We start from the raw sequence: 16,721 nt of genomic DNA, 5'->3' as shown, positions 1-16,721 counted from the left end.
AAGGGTCGGCGAACCAGGTCACCCTGGCAGCATGGTCGCCATGACATCGGCCGCCACCCCGAAGGGAACGAGGCGGCGGACTCGACTCATCGAGGCCGCCGGTGCGCTCCTGCTCGAGGGGGGTTTCGACGCCGTCCGGCATCGTGCGGTCGCCGACCGGGCCAACCTGCCACTTGCCTCGACGACCTATTACTTCGCCTCGCTGGAAGACCTGATGGCCGAGGCCGCCATGTATGTCACCCGTAGTGCCGACGAGGCGATCGCGGCCCGAGGAGCTGCGTTGACCCGGCGACGGCGCGGTGTCGGGGCGACCGCGGAAGCGCTGTCGGAGGTCTTCGTCGGGGCGCAGACACCCATCGAGGATCTCGCCGCGCGCTACGAACTGATCGCGCTCGCGCCCCGGTATCCGCTACTGCGCGACGTCGTCGAGGAGCGCAGACACCACGTCTCGGCGATGCACGCAGAGGTTCTCGAGAAATCCGGCCGTCGCTCCGACCCGCATCACGTCGGCTGGTTGATCGCGGTCGAGGATGGTGCCATCGTCGGCACCCTGGGCTGTGCTGAGACCTCGCCGTTCGAAGCCACGCGCGCGGCGCTGAACGGTGTCGTCGATATCCTGGCGCCGCAAATGTGAAGACCTGCAACCACAATCAGGGGTCGGGGAGAGAAAGGGGAGTCATGGGGGAGCGTAGGGGTGCGATACACCGGTGGGCTGCATCGCTGGTGACGGGTGCGGCGGTGGTCGCCGGGCTAGTGGGCGGTTCCGGGCTGGCGTCGGCGGCGCCGGCCGGACCGGTCGACCCGGGGGTGCCGTTCTCGTCGGTGGTGTACGGCACCGGCTGCACCTACAACCTGACGGTGCCGGTCAACTCGGTGGGCATGGTCTCCTTCTACGAGCAGCGCAAGGGATTCGCCCCGATCTTCATCGGCAGGGCGCCCGCGTATCAACTGATCGCGACGGTCAACTGGACGCCGCGCCGACTCGGCGACCGGATGCTCTATGCGGTGCAGAACGGCGTCACGTCGCCGATCACCATCGCCCGGGTGCACCAGGGGTATGGCTCCGGGGGCCTGTGCTTCGCCCTGTAAAGACGCCCGCGACACGCAAACTACACTGTTGACGTGTCGAAACCTGCCATCAGCAACGTCCTCGCGAGCCGCTATGCGTCGACCGATCTGGTCGAGATCTGGTCGGCGACCAACAAGATCGCCGCCGAACGCCGACTCTGGATCGCGGTCCTGCGGGTCCAACGCGACCTCGGGATCGACGTGCCCGACAACGCGATCGACGACTATGAGCGGGTCGTCGACGACATCGATCTCGGGTCCATCGCCGAGCGTGAACGCATCACCCGTCACGACGTCAAGGCGCGAATCGAGGAGTTCAACGCGCTCGCCGGTCACGAGCAGATCCACAAGGGGATGACCAGCCGCGACCTCACCGAGAATGTCGAGCAGCTGCAGATCCTGCAGTCGCTTCGCCACGTCCACGCCCATGGCGTCGCTGTGCTCGCGCGGCTCGTCGAACGCGCCGCGCAGTATTCGTCGCTGGTGATGGCCGGACGCAGCCACAACGTGGCCGCGCAGGCGACGACGCTGGGCAAGCGATTCGCGTCGGCCGCCGACGAGTTGATGATCGCGCTGACCCGACTCACCGAACTCCTCGACCGCTATCCGCTGCGCGGCATCAAGGGGCCGATGGGTACCAGCCAGGACATGCTCGACCTGCTCGGCGGTGACGCCGGCAAGCTCGCCGACCTCGAGTCGCGGGTCGCCGGGCATCTCGGCTTCTCCCGGTCGTTCACCTCGGTCGGGCAGATCTACCCGCGCTCCCTCGACCACGACGTCGTCTCCGCACTCGTCCAGGTGGCCGCGGCACCGTCGTCGCTGGCCCACACGATCCGGCTGATGGCCGGACATGAGCTGGTCACCGAGGGTTTCCAGCCCGGCCAGGTCGGGTCGTCGGCGATGCCGCACAAGATGAACACCCGCTCCTGCGAGCGGGTCAACGGCCTGGCGGTGGTGCTGCGCGGCTACGCGTCGATGACCGCCGAGCTCGCCGGCGCGCAGTGGAACGAGGGCGACGTCTTCTGCTCGGTGGTCCGTCGCGTGGCGCTGCCCGACGCCTTCTTCGCCATCGACGGCCTGATGGAGACGTTCTTGACCGTGCTCGCCGAATTCGGCGCCTATCCGGCCGTGATCGCCAACGAGCTCGACCGCTACCTGCCGTTCCTGGCCACCACCAAGGTGTTGATGGCGTCGGTGCGCGCGGGCGTCGGGCGTGAGACCGCGCACGAGGCGATCAAGGAGAACGCCGTCGCCGTGGCACTGGCCATGCGCGAGGAGGGGCGCGAACCCGATTTGCTCGACCGGCTCGCCGCCGACGACCGCATCCCGCTCGACCGGGCACAGCTCGATGCATTGCTCGACGACAAGGAAGCCTTCGTCGGCGCGGCGGGTCGCCAGGTCGCCGACGTCATTGCCGCCGCCGAGAAGATCATCGCCGAGAACCCTCAGGCAGCGGCCTATATCCCGGCGCCGATTCTGTAACGAGGACGCTGGCTGTCCGTAATGTGGGGAACCATGTCGGCATGAGTATCGACTTCCAGGTGACCTTCGACTGTGCGGACCCGGCAGCGCTGTCCGCGTTCTGGGCCGAGGTCCTCGGCTATCGGATCGCGCCCCCGCCGCCGGGTTTCGACACGTGGGACGACGCGCTCTCGGCGATGGGTATCGCCGAGGATCGGCGCAATGACGCCTCGGCGCTGGTCGATCCGGCAGGTGCGGGGCCGCGGGTCTTCTTCCAGCGGGTGCCCGAGGGTAAGACCGTCAAGAATCGCGTTCACCTGTGTGTTCGGGCCGCCCCCGGTTTGTCGGGTGAGGAGCGGATGGCGGCGCTGGAGCGTCGTGGTGCCGAACTGATCGGCCTGGGTGCCCGGCGGCTCGCCCGGCACGAACCGGCGCCTCCGCTGGCGGGCGGTCACCTCGTCATGGCCGATCCGGAGGGCAACGAGTTCTGTCTCGACTGACTCGCCGGTCCGGGTGAGCAGCCCGTGGCTAGCCCGCGTCGGGATCGGCGGGCGTACGGTCGGCGTGTCCCAACGACCAATCGGGCAGCACCGAATCGCGGACGCGGCGTTTGAGTTCGGCGGCGTCGGGAAAACCGCCGTCGCGCGTGCGTTCCCAGATCTGCTCGCCGTCGGCCTCGATGACGAAGATGCCGCCGGTGCCCGGGCGCAGGATGACCGAGCCGAGGTCGGTGCCGAAGGTCGACAGCAGTTCCGCCGCCATCCAGTTGGCCCGCAGCAGCCAATTGCATTGCGTGCAGTAGGTGATGGTGATCTGCGGTGCGCCCATGACGACCCAGACTGCCAGATCGCCCCGATCCGGAACCCCCCGAGCCGCCGGCCACCCAGACTGCCCCCCGCCGACCTGCGCACACTATGGTCGAGGGCATGCGTCCGGCTCTCGACTCGTACACTTTTCTCGCCTCCGGCAAGGTCCGCGAGATCTATCAGATCGACGACGACACCCTGCTGATGGTGGCCAGCGATCGCATCTCGGCCTACGACCACATCCTGAGCCCGGCGATACCGGACAAGGGGGCCATCCTGACCGCCATGAGCTTCTACTGGTTCGATGCGCTGGGCGTGCCGAACCACCTGGCGGGCGGACCGACCGACGAGCGCATCCCCGACGGGTGTGTGGGCCGATCGATGGTGGTGCGCAAGCTGCCGATGGTGCCGGTGGAATGCGTGGCTCGTGGCTACCTCACCGGCTCCGGGCTGATCGACTATCGAGCCACCGGCGTGGTGTGCGGGGTGGTGTTGCCCGACGGCCTCGATGAAGCCGACCGGCTGCCCGAGCCGATCTTCACCCCGGCCACCAAGGCCGAACAAGGTGACCACGACGAGAACATCAGCGTCGAGGCGGTGGCCGCGCAGGTCGGGGCCGAGTTGGCCGACGATCTTCGCCGCACGACCCTCGACATCTACCGGCGCGGCGCCGAACTCGCCGCACAACGCGGAATCATCTTGGCCGACACCAAGTTCGAGTTCGGGCGCGACTCCGACGGATCACTTGTCCTCGCCGACGAGGTGCTCACGCCGGACTCCTCGCGCTACTGGGAGGCCGCCGGCTATACCCCGGGTCGGGTGCAGCCGAGCTTCGACAAGCAGATCGTCCGCAACTGGCTGACCTCATCGGAATCCGGCTGGGATCGCGCCTCCGATGCGACCCCACCCGCCCTGCCCGCCGACGTGGTGACACGCACCCGGCAACGATACATCGAGGCCTACGAATGGATTTCGCAGAAATCCTTCGCCGACTGGCCGCAAGGATAGGAGTCACGTGACCGACGCAGCAGACACCGACACCGATGCCGCAGGTACCGCCGACGCGGTGGCCGCCATGATCGCCGCGCCGGTGGCGAAGAAGGTTCCCCTCGAGCGAAACCATCACGGCGACACCGTCATCGACAACTACGAGTGGCTGCGCGACAAGGACGACCCCGAGGTGATCGCCTACCTCGAGGCGCAGAACGACTACACCGAGGCCCACACCGCCGCGCTGACGGATCTGCGGGCGACGATCTTCGACGAAATCCGCTCGCGCACCAAGGAAACCGACATGTCGGTGCCGTCGCGGCGCGGTGCGTACTGGTACTACGCGCGCACCCTTGAGGGCAAACAGTATGCGATGCAATGCCGTTGCCCCATCGTCGATCCCGACGACTGGACACCGCCGACGGTGTCCGAGGACGCGCCTCTGCCGGGTGAGGAAGTGCTCTTCGACGCCAACGACGAGGCCGAGGGTCACGACTTCTTCAGCGTCGGTGCGCTCACGGTCAGTCACGACGGCAACTGGCTGGCCTACAGCACCGACGTGGTCGGCGACGAGCGGTACACGTTGCGATTCAAGGATCTTCGAACCGGAGAGCTGTTGCCCGACGTCATCGCCGACACCGCCGGCGGGGCCGTGTGGTCGACCGACACCAGACACGTCTTCTATCAAACCGTCGACGCCGCGTGGCGCCCGGATACGGTGTGGCGCCACGATATCGGTGCCGACACTCCTGACGTCAAGGTCTTCTACGAGCCCGACGAACGTTACTGGGTCGGTATGGGGTCGACCCGCAGTGACAAGTACCTGGTGATCGCCGTCGGCTCCAAGATCACCTCCGAGTGCTTCGTCCTGTCCGCCGATGACCCCACTGGTGAGTTCCGCAGCGTCGCACCCCGGGTCGACGGAGTGGAATACAACGTCGAACACGCCGAGATCGCCGGTACCGACTATTTCCTGATCGTGCACAACGATGTTCGTGACGGTGAAAAGGCCGAGGACTTCGCTGTCGACATCGTCCCCGTCGACGATCCGGCCGCCCGAACCGAGTTCATCGGGCATCGGCGCGGCTTCCGCATCGAGGACGTCGATGCCTTCCGCGACTATCTCGTGCTCAGCTACCGCGCCGATGCCCTGCCGCGGGTGGCCATCGCCGACCTCCGGCGGATCGACGGCATCCCGGTCGCCGAAGACTTCATCGAGGTCGCCGTCGCGCAGGAGCTGTTCTCCCTGGGCCTTGGTGGCAATCGTGAATGGGCCACGCCACGACTACGATTCGGGTACGGCAGTTTCATCGAACCGTCGGAACTCTTCGAGCTTGACGTGGCGACCGGCGAGCGTGTCCTGCTCAAACGTCAGCCCGTCCTCGGCGACTTCCGTCCCGAGGACTACCTACAGTCGCGCGAATGGGCCACCGCCGCCGACGGTACCGTGATCCCGTTGTCGATCGTTCGCCACAAGTCGGTGGCGGCACCCGGCGACGAGGGTGCGGCGCCGGCCCCGTTGCTGCTCTACGGATACGGCTCCTACGAGGCGAGTTTCGACCCGTCGTTCTCGGTGTCACGACTGTCGATGCTCGATCGCGGTGTGGTCTTCGTCCTCGCCCATGTGCGCGGCGGCGGCGAGATGGGCCGGCACTGGTACGAGACCGGCAAGACGCTGACCAAGAAGAACACTTTCACCGACTTCGTGGACTCGGGTCGCCATCTCGTCGAACGCGGTTGGACGACGTCGGAACAGATGGTCGCCGAGGGTGGTTCGGCCGGTGGACTGCTCATGGGTGCGGTGGCCAACATGGCGCCGGAGCTCTTCCACGGAATCCTGGCCTCGGTGCCGTTCGTCGACGCCCTCAACTCGATCCTTGACCCGTCGCTGCCGTTGACGGTCATCGAATGGGACGAATGGGGTGACCCGCTGCACGATCCGGCGGTCTACGAGTACATGAAGTCATACTCGCCTTACGAGAACGTCGAGGCGCTCCCGTATCCCGCGATACTCGCCCAGACCTCGCTCAACGACACCCGTGTGCTGTTCACCGAGGCGGCGAAATGGGTTGCTCGCCTGCAGGAGTTGAGTACCTCGGATAATCCGATCCTGCTGAAGACCGAGATGTCGGCGGGCCACGGCGGTGTCTCCGGGCGCTACAAGCAGTGGGAAGAGGTCGCCTTCGAGATCGCGTGGATTCTCCAGCAGACCGGAGCCGTCACCCCCTGATCGTCTCCCGCATAACGAATTCGCTCCCGCGTAACGAACCTGTTGCGCGGGAGCGAAATCGACTGGCGAGAGCGTGAACGCTCAATAGTGGAGCGCGGACGCTCAGTGCATCAGCGTCGGTGTGCGATCCATGTCTTCCTCGACGAGCGGGGAGGCGATCTTTGTGCGGGGCAGGAAGAACGCGGGGATCACGGTCACCGCGACCAATACCGTCGCCACGATGAACGTGGTACCGAAGGCCTCGGCCGCCCAGGAGAACCACTGATCGGGCGGGTTGGCCGGAAGTGCGGCGGGGGTGTTGGCGCTTGACTGCACGGCCTGTGCGTACTTCTCCGGTGCAGCGTTCGAGCTGATCGCCAGCAGCGACTCCGGATGCGACTTGAACATGTTGGCCAGGACCACCGAGATCACGGCGGTACCGATTGATGATGCGGTCTGCTGCACCACGTTCATCAACGTCGAACCGTCCGGGACCTGCTTGTTGTTCAGGGTCGCCAGCGCCGCGGACATGATCGGCATCATCGTCATACCCATGCCCAGACCCTGGACGAACAACGCCAGGCACACCGCCCAGTAGGGGGTGTTGGCGCCGAGGAAGACGAAGTAACCCATGCCGCAGAAGATCAGCACGATACCGCCCAGGACGAACTTGCCCGGACCCATCTTGTCGGTCAGGCGCCCGGCGATGGGCATGGTGAGCATCGCGCCGATTCCCTGCGGGGCGAGCAGCAGACCGGCCATCAAGGTGGACTCGCCGCGAACTCCGATGAAGTACTGCGGATAGAGCAGTGCCGCACCGAAGAACGCGATCATGAAGGTGGTCATCGTGACCACCGCGATGGCCAGCGTCTTGTTCTTGAACAGGCGCAGATCCAGCAGCGGATTCTTCGCTCGCAGCGCATGGATGATGAACGCGATGATCAGCACGGCGCCGATGATCGTGGTGACGAGCACTTTCGTGTCCATGAAGGTGCCCGCGTCGGTGGACGAGGAGACGCCGTAGAGGAACAGCGCCAGGCCCGTTGAGAGCATCAGTAGACCGACGAAATCGATTGTCGGGCGCTGTTTCTCTTCGTCGTCACGCAGCACGAGCCAGGCGTAGACCAGGGCGACGAGACCGATCGGGACGTTGATCAGGAACACCCAATGCCAGCTGGCCTTCTCGATGAGCAGACCGCCGAGGATGGGTCCGGCGATGGGGCCCAACAGCATCGGGATACCGAGGACGGCCATCACCGAACCGACGCGTTCAGGACCGGCGGCCTTGGTGAGAATCATCATGCCGATCGGCATCAGCAGACCACCGCCGAGTCCCTGGACGACGCGGAAGGCCACCAGCGAACCGATGTTCCAGGCGACCGCGCACAGCGCGGAACCGACGAGGAACAGCACCAGTGAGGTCATGTAGACCTTCTTGGTGCCGAATCGTGCCGCGGCCCAGCTCGAGAGCGGGATGACCGCGGCCAGCGCCAGCGTGTAGCCGGTCATCGTCCACGCGGCGCCCGCGGCATTGGTGTTGAAGGTTTCCTGGAATGTGTTCTGTGCCACCGACACTACGGTCACGTCGAGGATCGACATGATGGCGCCGAGCACGACGACGCCGGCAACCTTCAGCACATGCCGGTCGAGTGTGGTGTCCGGTGGGCCGGCGTGGGCCGTTCCGCCGGTGGAGGTGGAACTCGTCATGAGTGCACTTTCTGGTCGTGGGTCGGATGGGTGTGGTCAGTGGGGTGAGTCAACTCGAAGTAGTCGGTGTCGGCGTCGACGATGGGTCGCAGCGCGTCGGTTAACGCGTCACGGTGTTCGGTGGGTAGGCCGGCGACGAAGTCGCTGATGATCTCCTCGCGCACACTCAGCTGTCCGTCAACGAGGTGCCGACCCTCCGCAGTGAGGCTGACGCGTTTGACGCGCCGGTCGGCGGGATCCTCGCGGCGATCGACGAATCCGAGCCGCATGAGACGGTCGACGGTCCGGCCGGTTGCGGCCAGCGACAAGCCGATGGCATCGGCGATCTCGTGGACCGACATCGGTGCCTGAGCCTCGCCGGCGACGAACAACACCCGGATTTGGGAGAAGGTGAGGTCGGTGGTGGCGAGGTCGTCGACGGCGGCGGCCTTGCTCAGGCAGATCAGTCGATCGAGAAACTCGTGCAATGCGCGGCACGCGGAATCGATCGAAGTGGGCACCCGAAAATGCTAACGGGTACGCAACTATCGTGCGAACACAATTATCGGTGATATGCGTCATAGCGCACAAAAATCGGTGATCTGCACCATCGCGCCGGTGCGATTAGGGTCGGGGGTTATGAGCAATGTCAAGGACATCCCTGTGGCCGCACTCGACGGATCGGCGCTGTCGCTGTCCGACTTCACCGGACCGTTGCTGGTCGTCAACGTCGCCAGCAAATGCGGCCTCACGCCCCAATACACCGGACTGGAAGAACTTGCCAAGACCTACGGCGAGCGAGGACTGACCGTCGTAGGTGTGCCGTGCAACCAGTTCATGGGCCAGGAGCCGGGCAGCGCAGAGGAGATCGCGACCTTCTGTTCCACCAATTACGGCGTCACGTTCCCGCTGCTGGAGAAGACCGATGTCAACGGTGACCGACGGCATCCCCTCTATGCCGAGCTGACGAAGCTCGCCGACGCCGACGGCGAGGCCGGTGACATCCAGTGGAACTTCGAGAAGTTCCTCGTCGGCGCCGACGGCGAGCCCGTCGCCCGCTTCCGTCCGCGTACCGAGCCGACCGCACCCGAGGTCGTCGCGGCGATCGAGGCGGCGCTGCCGGTAAGGTAACCGGTGTTCAACCAACCTCCTCCGGTCGTCTTCCGAAGGCCAGGAGATATTCGATAGGGAGCTATTGCCGATGGCACGAGTGGTGGTCGACGTGATGCCCAAGGCCGAGATCCTCGATCCGCAGGGTCAGGCGATCGTCGGCGCACTGGGCCGTCTGGGATTCTCCGGCATCGCCGATGTCCGCCAGGGCAAGCGTTTCGAACTCGAGGTCGACGACTCCGTCGACGACGTCACGTTGGAGCGGATCGCCGAAGAGTTGTTGACCAACACGGTGATCGAGAATTTCACCGTCTCCCGGGTTGCCGAGTAGGCAGCGGAGACGACTGTGAGCAACGCACGCATCGGGGTCATCACCTTTCCCGGCACCCTCGACGACGTCGACGCCGCCCGCGCGGTCCGTCTCGCCGGGGCCGAGGCCGTCGAGTTGTGGCACGGCGACGCCGATCTCCGGGGCGTCGACGCCATCGTCGTGCCCGGCGGGTTCTCCTACGGCGACTATCTGCGTGCCGGGGCGATCGCCAAGTTCGCCCCCGTCATGGGTTCGGTCATCGAGGCCGCGGGCAAGGGTATGCCGATTCTGGGTATCTGCAACGGTTTTCAGGTCCTGTGTGAGGCCGGACTGCTGCCCGGCGCGCTGACCCGCAACGAGGGCCTGCACTTCATCTGCCGCGATCAGTGGCTGCGGGTCGAGTCGACAACGACGGCCTGGACCACCCGGTTCGAGCGGGGTGCGGAGATCCTCATCCCCCTCAAGTCGGGGGAGGGTCGCTACGTCGCCCCGCAACGCAAACTCGAGGAACTCGAGGGCGAGGGGCTGATCGTGTTCACCTATGCCGGCGGCAATCCCAACGGTTCGGCGCTCGACATCGCCGGTATCAGCAGTCCTGACGGCCGGATCGTCGGACTGATGCCGCATCCCGAACACGCCACCGAGGCCCTGACCGGTCCGAGTGACGACGGCCTCGGCCTGTTCTACTCGGCGATCGACGCCGTCCTGGCCAACGCGTGACGATGTGGCGGTGACGGCATGAGTGCTCCTCGTCTGACCACCACGGCCACCGCGAGCGGGCTCGGTGCCTTCATCGACGACTCACCCTCACCGTTCCACGTGTGCGCGACGGTGGCGGCGGAGTTGGAGGAGGCCGGATTCCGGCGCCTGTTCGAGGAGCGCGAGTGGTCACTGGATGCGCGCCGCTTCTACGTCATCCGCGGCGGTTCGATCATCGCGTGGGATCTCGGTGACGGCCATGCCTTTCGGATCGTCGGCGGCCACACCGACAGTCCCAACCTGCGTCTCAAGCAACGCCCGGATCGCGTCAGTGCCGGTATCCGCACGATAGCGCTCGAACCCTACGGTGGCGCCTGGCTGAATTCCTGGCTCGACCGCGATCTCGGGTTGTCCGGCCGACTCGCCTATCGCTCCGGCAACGCCGTCGATCACGTGCTGGTGCATGTGACCGAGCCGGTGGTTCGGGTGCCGCAGTTGGCGATTCACCTCTCCGCCGACCGCAAGGGCGTCACCCTGGACCCGCAACGACACCTCGACGGGGTGTGGGGGATCGGTGCTGGCGTGCCCGACGTTCTGGACTGGGTCGCCGAATATGCCGGTATTGCACCAGATTCGGTGCTTGGCTGGGAGTTGATGACCCACGACGTGGCACCGTCGCGGCTGATCGGAACCGACGAAAGCCTGCTTAGCGCGCCACGACTGGACAACCAGGGCACCTGTTATGCCGGGCTGCGGGCATTGCTCGACGGCTCACCCGCGATCGCGACCCGGGTACTTGCGCTGTTCGATCACGAAGAGGTCGGCAGCGGTTCCGAGCGGGGCGCGGCGTCGGACTTCCTGTCCACCGTCCTCGAACGAATCGTGTTGTCCCGCGGGGGAAGCCGGGCCGACTACCTGCAGGCGATGGCGTCGAGCATGTGCGCATCGGGGGACATGGCCCACGCCACCCACCCGAACTACCCCGAGCGGCACGAACCTACCCACCAGATCGCCATCGACGGTGGCCCGGTACTCAAGGTTAATCAGAATCTCCGTTACGCCTCGGATGCGATCGGGGAGGCCGTCTTCGCGTTGGCCTGCGATACCGCGGGGGTTCCGATGCAGCGCTACATCCACCGAGCTGATCTGCCCTGCGGGTCGACGATCGGGCCGATCACCGCCGCGCGTACCGGTCTGCTGACCATCGACGTCGGCGCACCCCAGCTCGCGATGCACAGTGCCCGCGAGCTGATGGGTACCGCCGACGTACCGATGTATTCTGCTGCGCTACAGGCGTTCCTGAGTAGTGAAGCCTGAGTTTTCCGGCGCGATCGTGCCCGAGAGCGGTCATCGTGCAGCCGATGCGGTCGTCGATCACGATGGCAGGACGACCGCCGCCGTCGGTGGCTCGCGGTGCAGCCTGCGCTGCATTGGCAGGGCGAGCGCAAGCAGGAGCCCGAGGAGGACGATCAGGATGCGCAGGCTCAGCCCGGCGTCGCACAGTGAGCGTTCGGTGGCCAGCGCGGCGTCGTAGATGTTCTGCGGGTTGGCGATGCGGTCGCCGGTGCCGGGTGACTCGCTGTGGCCGGTTCGGGTGTGGCCGCGGAGAGTTCGCCGAGTGTGTCTGGCCGGCGGATCAGCGTGGCGCGAACACCCGGATACTGCTGCCCTCGAAGGCGACGAGGAACCCGTCGACGTCCTTCACCTGGCCGTTCACGTCGACCGTCCACGCAAAACCGCCGGCTGACGGGTCGAGGGCACTGATCCTGCTGGTACTGGCGAGTATCAGGAGATCTCCACTCGACCCGATGCAGGTGAGGTTGTCGAGGTTCGCATCGGGGTCGTCGAAGCCCGGCGCGGGCAACGAGCCGAGGTGCTTGGCGTCGGTGAGGGAGTAGATCGACCGCGACCGGTTCTTCAATGCGAACGCCACCGCGGTACCGCACGGTCGGGTGTTCGCCTTGGACAGCTCGACGTCGGAGATCTGCCACAGCGCTCCCGGCTTGGCAGGGTCGACGACGACGTAGGTGCCCTGCATGGCCTCCATTTGTGCGGTCCCGGTCTGGGTCAGCACCGGTAAGGTGGACGGGCCGGGCAGCACCCGCATCCGGGCGGCATGCGCGATGCGACGGGGATCGAGTACGCCATCGGTCACGGCGTAGGTCTCGAGCAGGCGGTGGTCGGGGTCGGTGTACTCGACGGTGATGCCGGTCGGGAAAGCGGTGATCGTGCAGTCGGTGCAATGAAGGCGGTCGGCGCCGGTGCGCGGATCGACGATGAACCGGCCCGCATCGCTGGTGGTGATCTGCAGCAGCCCGTCGGTGAGCACCTCGGCGCTCGCAGCGCGGGCGAAGGTGCGCGACCACAGTTCGTGGCCGTCGGGGGTGGCCATCGACACCCGGTAGCCGGAGGTGGAGATACGGACGAAGTCCGATCCGGCGCCGAGAACCGATGCCGTGTCATCGAGGGCGGTCGGGCCGGACGGGGTGCCGTCCTCGTCGACGAGGTAGAAGCCTTGTGTGAGATCGCTGCTGGCGTTGACCGCGCAGCCGACCACGCCGTCGTCGGTCATCCCGCAGCTCCCGGTGCCCGCGCGCAGCGGATGTTTCCACAACAGATGTCCGTCGCTGCGATCGACCATCACATAGGCGCGACCGATACCCGACGGGTAGCTCAGCAGCCAGCGGTCGGCGCGGGTGGCGACCACCTTGATCTGGTCGCGGGAGCTGTAATCGGGCAGGGTCTGGCTCGATGCCGTCCACGCGAGGGCGGGCTGGTCGGGGTAAGTACGGAGCTGGCCGTAGGTGTAGCCGGTCGCCGGGCGATCGGGTGTGCCGATGGCCAGCACTGCCCCCACACACACGACCATCGCGGCGGCGAGTACGACCACGACGGTGCCGATACCGAACGGAAGTCGACGGCCCGCCTTGCTCCCCACACGCATGGCGACAGTCAATCACTCCTGCCGTGCGTGGGGGAGACCGACATGCAGATCAGGCGGTTACCGACCCCAAGCCCGCACGTAACACCTCGGCCAGAGGTGTGGACGACCGGCCGGTGAGCGTCGCGAGGTCGGTCGAGTCGGAGTCGAGCGCACCCTGGGCGACTCCGGCGTCCGAGTCGGCGAGGATCGCAGCCATCGGTGCCGGAATACCGGCCTCGGTGAGTGCCGCCGCGTAGTCGGACTCGGGGATATCGGTGTAGTGCACCGGTTTTCCGCTGACCTCGGCAAGTGTTGCGGCGATCTGTGCGTAGGTCGGGTGCTCGTCGCCGGCGAGCTCGTAGACCTCACCACCTGAGGCCTCGACGAGGGCGGTTGCCGCCGCGGCGGCGTAGTCCCGGCGCGACGCCGCCGCGACGGACCCGTTCCCGGCGCTCCCGTACAGGACTCCGGTCTCGATGGCCTGCGGTGCCGCGGCCAGGTAGTTCTCCCAGTACCAGCCGTTGCGCAGCAGCACCGTGGGGATGCCGGACTCGGCGAGTACGCGCTCGGTGGCGACGTGTTCGGTCGCCAGAGCCAGTGGCGAGGTGTCGGCGCGCAGGATGCTGGTGTAGGCGATCAGGGTGACACCGACTTCTGCTGCGGCATCGATCACGTTGCGGTGCTGCGAGACTCGCTGCCCGACCTCGGAGCCCGAGACCAGCAGCACACGGTCGACGCCGGTCAGGGCGGCGCGCAACGCGGTCGGGTCGCCGTAGTCGGCGACCCGGACGTCGACGCCTGCAGACCGCAGTGCGTCGGCCTTCTCCGGGTTGCGGACGACGGCGACCACGTCGCCTGCCGCGACGCCCCGGTCGAGCAACGCCTCGACGGCGGCACTACCGAGTCCTCCGGTTGCTCCGGTGACGGCGTAGGTGGTCATGGTTCCTCCTGGGTAGGTGACGGGAAGTGCAAGCTTCCCACTCATGATGCACTTACTATTATTACTGTGCAATATCTGTCACCGTGCACATGTGTGACGATTAGCACCATCGTCCCGATGCGCCTAGAATGGCTCCCATGACCCCCGCCGCCCCCGGCTCCGCAGCCTCCGACCCGGTCGCTGTCGATCCGACTCTGGAGGCCGACGTCTTCGCCCGCGATTGCAGTTCGCGTGATGTGCTGCAGAACGTGACCAGTCGATGGGGTGTGCTGGCGCTCGCGGCGCTGGCCGAGGGGGACCTGCGGTTCAGCGCGTTACGGCGCCGCGTCGACGGGGTCAGCGAGCGGATGCTCTCGCAGACGCTGCACAACCTCGAACGCGATGGTTTCGTCACACGTACTGTGCTGCAATCGATCCCACCGAAGGTCGAGTACTCGCTCACTGACCTGGGTGGCGACGCCGCGACCCAATTGCGCGCCCTGATCCACCTCGTCCAAGGCAATCTCGCAGCGGTCGAGCGGGCACGCGAGGCCTACGACGCCACCCGTCAGAACAACTGACCGAGGTAGAACCGCGCGCCCTGGTCGTCGGTGCATCGCGCCACCGCGCCGTAGGCCTGACGGTTGGGCTCCTCGATCACGGCTCCGCCGGCAGCGCGCACCCTATCGACGGCCTCGTCGATATCGGCCACGTTCCACATCGGTTCGGCCAGGGACCGATCCGCGCCCCCGGAGATCCCGATCTGCGGATGCACCCCGTCGACCTCCCAGCCGTCGTCGATACGACCGGGTGTGAACCGCCAATTCATCACGGCGCCATAGAAATCGCGGTACCGGGCCGAGTCCGGGGTGTGCACGGTGAGATACGACATCGCGCCGAGGGTGCGAGGGTGCTGTTCCCCGCGGGTCTCGCCGGGGTCGGGTACGTGGACCGAGAAGGCGACACCCTGATCGTCCACGGCGTCCATCACGAGGTATCCGTCGCGCGCGACGGTGCTGATCTCGCCGGCTCGACCGCCGGCGGCGAGGATGGCTGCGCGCGCCCGATCGAAGTCCTCCACGGCGTACACGCAGTAGAGGGTCCCGGCCGTTCCGTCGCCGTCGCCGTCGCCGTCGCCGTTGCCGTCGAAGATCCCGAGACGATGGCCGATGTTGGTGACCTGCCGGGTTTCCGGGTTGAACTCCCAGCCGAGAACCGCGCCGTAGAAGCGGGCGGCCCGCTCACGGTCGGGCGTCTGCAGCGACAGGTAGACGATGTCGCCGACCCGGACATGTTCGGCAGTCAGTGCGGTCCGTGCGGGGCCGGTCAGCATCCACCGATGTCCGAAGGGATCGATGATGGTCGCCGAGCGCGTGCCGTGGGCGTCGTAGGGTTCGCGGGTGACGGCGGCGCCACCGCGCTGTGCGTGGGCCAGGGCCTCGTCGGTGTCGGCGACGGGCAGCATGAGGCTCACCGAGACGTGCCCGGGTTGCGGAGCGCGCAGACCCATGTCGGCGAACTCGTCGGCGAGGTAGAGCACGCCGTCGCCGATCTCGAGTTCGGCGTGCCCGATTCGGTTGTCGTCCATGACAATCGGTTCACCCCGTAGACGCGCGCCCAGGTTGTCGCGGTACCAGTCGATCGCTTGCCGCGCTCCGCGGACCGTGAGATAAGGCAGGGCGCCGGGGCGTTCGACGGCAGACGCGGCGGGTGCCGAGATGGCAGCTTCGCTCTCGGTGATGGCGGTGTTGGACATGAGGATTCCCTTCGGAAGGGTGACGCCGCGCTCGAGTCGGTCACGGAGACGGGCGGCGAAGGCGGGATCGGGTGCCACCGGTGCGTCCCACCCGGGGGTGTCCGAGGCGCGCAACACGGCGAACGGGTCGCCGATGGACGAGTTTGGGGCCGAATGGAATTCGGCGTCGTCGTGGTTCATGCGCGTCCTCCTTTCCGGGTGGATCGGGCCGGTTGGCCGGGGTAGGCCGCGCGGAAGGCGCGCTTGGCCCGGGTCAACAGCGCCTCGGTGGCACCGACGGTGCGGCCCATGATCTCGGCGCATTCGGCGACCGGAAGGTCGTCGACGTAGCGCAGCGTGAGCACCGAGCGGTGGATGGGCGTGAGCTGCGCCAGGGTGTGGTGGGCGATCATCCGGTCCAGATGGACCTCGGCGAGATCCTCGCCCGGCGGATCGGGCACGTCCGGCATGGGCTCGGGCGTCCGTTGCGCCCGTCGCCAGTGGTCGGCGAGCTTGTGCCGGGCGACCCCGAGCAGCCAGGGCACCGTCGGGGTCAGGTCGGCGTCGCGACGAACCGAATCCATCGCGGCGAGAAAGGTCTCCGATGTGACGTCCTCGGCGACCCGTCGGTCCGGGCACCGTCGCACGACGAACCCGTATACCGCAGGTAGAGCCGTGCCGTAGACCTCGAGGAGGGCCTCGGGGCCGGTGTCTTCACCACTCACACCCTCATCGTCGTCGCCCGGACCGCAAACCCGACGCCGGTTGGGCAGAAAAGGTGTGTCGCCGGCCGTGCCCGTACGGC

Annotated in this window: 18 protein-coding genes; 11 read left to right on the top strand and 7 right to left on the bottom strand. The window is 66.7% G+C overall.

What is annotated here, in order from left to right:
- Positions 1-31: 31 nt before the first annotated feature.
- The 4 genes from EF294_RS12460 to EF294_RS12445 are packed head-to-tail and all read left to right on the top strand — an operon-like array spanning position 32 to position 3,029.
- The gene (locus EF294_RS12460) at positions 32-634 is read left to right on the top strand and encodes a TetR/AcrR family transcriptional regulator (protein ID WP_123930262.1); all 603 of its coding nucleotides are present in this window, start codon (positions 32-34) and stop codon (positions 632-634) included.
- Positions 635-678: 44 nt separating this feature from the next.
- Positions 679-1,089: a hypothetical protein gene (locus EF294_RS12455; RefSeq protein ID WP_185091051.1), complete on the top strand. Its 411-nt coding sequence runs from the start codon at positions 679-681 to the stop codon at positions 1,087-1,089.
- Positions 1,090-1,122: 33 nt separating this feature from the next.
- Positions 1,123-2,550: an adenylosuccinate lyase gene (gene purB, locus EF294_RS12450; RefSeq protein ID WP_123930259.1), complete on the top strand. Its 1,428-nt coding sequence runs from the start codon at positions 1,123-1,125 to the stop codon at positions 2,548-2,550.
- A gap of 41 nt (positions 2,551-2,591) precedes the next feature.
- Positions 2,592-3,029 (top strand): VOC family protein, encoded by a 438-nt coding sequence (locus EF294_RS12445; protein WP_123930256.1) that lies wholly within the window; start codon positions 2,592-2,594, stop codon positions 3,027-3,029.
- Between the two features lie 28 nt (positions 3,030-3,057).
- Here the strand turns inward: EF294_RS12445 and EF294_RS12440 are convergent, their stop codons facing one another.
- Positions 3,058-3,357, bottom strand: coding sequence for an Rdx family protein (locus EF294_RS12440; protein ID WP_123930253.1), 300 nt, complete (start codon positions 3,355-3,357; stop codon positions 3,058-3,060).
- Positions 3,358-3,455: 98 nt separating this feature from the next.
- On the opposite strand from EF294_RS12440, the gene EF294_RS12435 reads away from it, so the two are divergent.
- Together EF294_RS12435 and EF294_RS12430 are read left to right on the top strand one after the other, a co-directional pair.
- Positions 3,456-4,343, top strand: coding sequence for a phosphoribosylaminoimidazolesuccinocarboxamide synthase (locus EF294_RS12435; RefSeq protein WP_123930250.1), 888 nt, complete (start codon positions 3,456-3,458; stop codon positions 4,341-4,343).
- Positions 4,344-4,410: 67 nt separating this feature from the next.
- Entirely contained in the window at positions 4,411-6,555 is a 2,145-nt protein-coding gene (locus tag EF294_RS12430) for a S9 family peptidase (RefSeq protein WP_185091058.1), read from the top strand.
- A 102-nt stretch (positions 6,556-6,657) separates the two neighbouring features.
- Here the strand turns inward: EF294_RS12430 and EF294_RS12425 are convergent, their stop codons facing one another.
- Positions 6,658-8,241, bottom strand: a complete 1,584-nt coding sequence (locus EF294_RS12425; RefSeq protein ID WP_123930244.1) for a DHA2 family efflux MFS transporter permease subunit — start codon at positions 8,239-8,241, stop codon at positions 6,658-6,660.
- Positions 8,238-8,741, bottom strand: coding sequence for a MarR family winged helix-turn-helix transcriptional regulator (locus EF294_RS12420; protein WP_123930241.1), 504 nt, complete (start codon positions 8,739-8,741; stop codon positions 8,238-8,240). The genes EF294_RS12425 and EF294_RS12420 overlap by 4 nt, the downstream gene beginning before the upstream one ends.
- A gap of 118 nt (positions 8,742-8,859) precedes the next feature.
- Here EF294_RS12420 and EF294_RS12415 point away from each other — a divergent pair, with 118 nt between their 5' ends.
- From EF294_RS12415 to EF294_RS12400, 4 genes are all read left to right on the top strand, one after another.
- Entirely contained in the window at positions 8,860-9,351 is a 492-nt protein-coding gene (locus EF294_RS12415; RefSeq protein WP_123930238.1) for a glutathione peroxidase, read from the top strand.
- 70 nt (positions 9,352-9,421) lie between these two features.
- The gene (gene purS, locus EF294_RS12410) at positions 9,422-9,661 is read left to right on the top strand and encodes a phosphoribosylformylglycinamidine synthase subunit PurS (protein WP_123930235.1); all 240 of its coding nucleotides are present in this window, start codon (positions 9,422-9,424) and stop codon (positions 9,659-9,661) included.
- Between the two features lie 15 nt (positions 9,662-9,676).
- Positions 9,677-10,360 carry a phosphoribosylformylglycinamidine synthase subunit PurQ gene (purQ, locus tag EF294_RS12405; RefSeq protein WP_123930231.1) on the top strand — a complete coding sequence of 228 codons (684 nt, stop codon included), beginning with the start codon at positions 9,677-9,679 and terminating at the stop codon, positions 10,358-10,360.
- 18 nt (positions 10,361-10,378) lie between these two features.
- Positions 10,379-11,656, top strand: coding sequence for a M18 family aminopeptidase (locus tag EF294_RS12400; protein ID WP_123930228.1), 1,278 nt, complete (start codon positions 10,379-10,381; stop codon positions 11,654-11,656).
- Between the two features lie 319 nt (positions 11,657-11,975).
- On the opposite strand, the gene EF294_RS12390 is transcribed toward EF294_RS12400, so the two are convergent.
- Positions 11,976-13,283 carry a hypothetical protein gene (locus EF294_RS12390; RefSeq protein ID WP_123930225.1) on the bottom strand — a complete coding sequence of 436 codons (1,308 nt, stop codon included), beginning with the start codon at positions 13,281-13,283 and terminating at the stop codon, positions 11,976-11,978.
- 49 nt (positions 13,284-13,332) lie between these two features.
- On the bottom strand, positions 13,333-14,202 hold the full coding sequence (locus tag EF294_RS12385; protein WP_123930222.1) for an NmrA family NAD(P)-binding protein: 870 nt from the start codon (positions 14,200-14,202) through the stop codon (positions 13,333-13,335).
- Between the two features lie 137 nt (positions 14,203-14,339).
- Between EF294_RS12385 and EF294_RS12380 the strand changes: the two genes are divergently transcribed.
- Positions 14,340-14,762, top strand: coding sequence for a winged helix-turn-helix transcriptional regulator (locus tag EF294_RS12380; RefSeq protein WP_123930219.1), 423 nt, complete (start codon positions 14,340-14,342; stop codon positions 14,760-14,762).
- Here EF294_RS12380 and EF294_RS12375 read toward each other — a convergent pair.
- Both EF294_RS12375 and EF294_RS12370 read right to left on the bottom strand, forming a co-directional pair.
- A complete protein-coding gene (locus EF294_RS12375) occupies positions 14,750-16,117 on the bottom strand; it encodes a VOC family protein (protein WP_123930216.1) in 1,368 nt (455 codons plus the stop codon). The two genes, EF294_RS12380 and EF294_RS12375, sit on opposite strands and share 13 nt — an antisense overlap.
- Positions 16,114-16,641: an RNA polymerase sigma factor gene (locus EF294_RS12370; RefSeq protein WP_123930213.1), complete on the bottom strand. Its 528-nt coding sequence runs from the start codon at positions 16,639-16,641 to the stop codon at positions 16,114-16,116. The genes EF294_RS12375 and EF294_RS12370 overlap by 4 nt, the downstream gene beginning before the upstream one ends.
- Positions 16,642-16,721 lie beyond the last annotated feature (80 nt).

Source organism: Gordonia oryzae, assembly GCF_003797185.1.
Taxonomy (GTDB): Bacteria; Actinomycetota; Actinomycetes; order Mycobacteriales; family Mycobacteriaceae; genus Gordonia; species Gordonia oryzae.
This window is presented reverse-complemented; position numbering and strand designations above follow the sequence as displayed.

What these genes read in the sequence shown, in the direction of transcription:
- EF294_RS12460 (WP_123930262.1), top strand. Translation starts at nt 32, where the DNA reads ATGGTCGCCATGACATCGGCCGCCACCCCGAAGGGAACGAGGCGGCGG.
- EF294_RS12455 (WP_185091051.1), top strand. Translation starts at nt 679, where the DNA reads ATGGGGGAGCGTAGGGGTGCGATACACCGGTGGGCTGCATCGCTGGTG.
- EF294_RS12445 (WP_123930256.1), top strand. Translation starts at nt 2,592, where the DNA reads ATGAGTATCGACTTCCAGGTGACCTTCGACTGTGCGGACCCGGCAGCG.
- EF294_RS12440 (WP_123930253.1), bottom strand. Translation starts at nt 3,357, where the DNA reads ATGGGCGCACCGCAGATCACCATCACCTACTGCACGCAATGCAATTGG.
- EF294_RS12435 (WP_123930250.1), top strand. Translation starts at nt 3,456, where the DNA reads ATGCGTCCGGCTCTCGACTCGTACACTTTTCTCGCCTCCGGCAAGGTC.
- EF294_RS12430 (WP_185091058.1), top strand. Translation starts at nt 4,411, where the DNA reads ATGATCGCCGCGCCGGTGGCGAAGAAGGTTCCCCTCGAGCGAAACCAT.
- EF294_RS12425 (WP_123930244.1), bottom strand. Translation starts at nt 8,241, where the DNA reads ATGACGAGTTCCACCTCCACCGGCGGAACGGCCCACGCCGGCCCACCG.
- EF294_RS12415 (WP_123930238.1), top strand. Translation starts at nt 8,860, where the DNA reads ATGAGCAATGTCAAGGACATCCCTGTGGCCGCACTCGACGGATCGGCG.
- purS (WP_123930235.1), top strand. Translation starts at nt 9,422, where the DNA reads ATGGCACGAGTGGTGGTCGACGTGATGCCCAAGGCCGAGATCCTCGAT.
- EF294_RS12400 (WP_123930228.1), top strand. Translation starts at nt 10,379, where the DNA reads ATGAGTGCTCCTCGTCTGACCACCACGGCCACCGCGAGCGGGCTCGGT.
- EF294_RS12390 (WP_123930225.1), bottom strand. Translation starts at nt 13,283, where the DNA reads ATGCGTGTGGGGAGCAAGGCGGGCCGTCGACTTCCGTTCGGTATCGGC.
- EF294_RS12385 (WP_123930222.1), bottom strand. Translation starts at nt 14,202, where the DNA reads ATGACCACCTACGCCGTCACCGGAGCAACCGGAGGACTCGGTAGTGCC.
- EF294_RS12380 (WP_123930219.1), top strand. Translation starts at nt 14,340, where the DNA reads ATGACCCCCGCCGCCCCCGGCTCCGCAGCCTCCGACCCGGTCGCTGTC.
- EF294_RS12375 (WP_123930216.1), bottom strand. Translation starts at nt 16,117, where the DNA reads ATGAACCACGACGACGCCGAATTCCATTCGGCCCCAAACTCGTCCATC.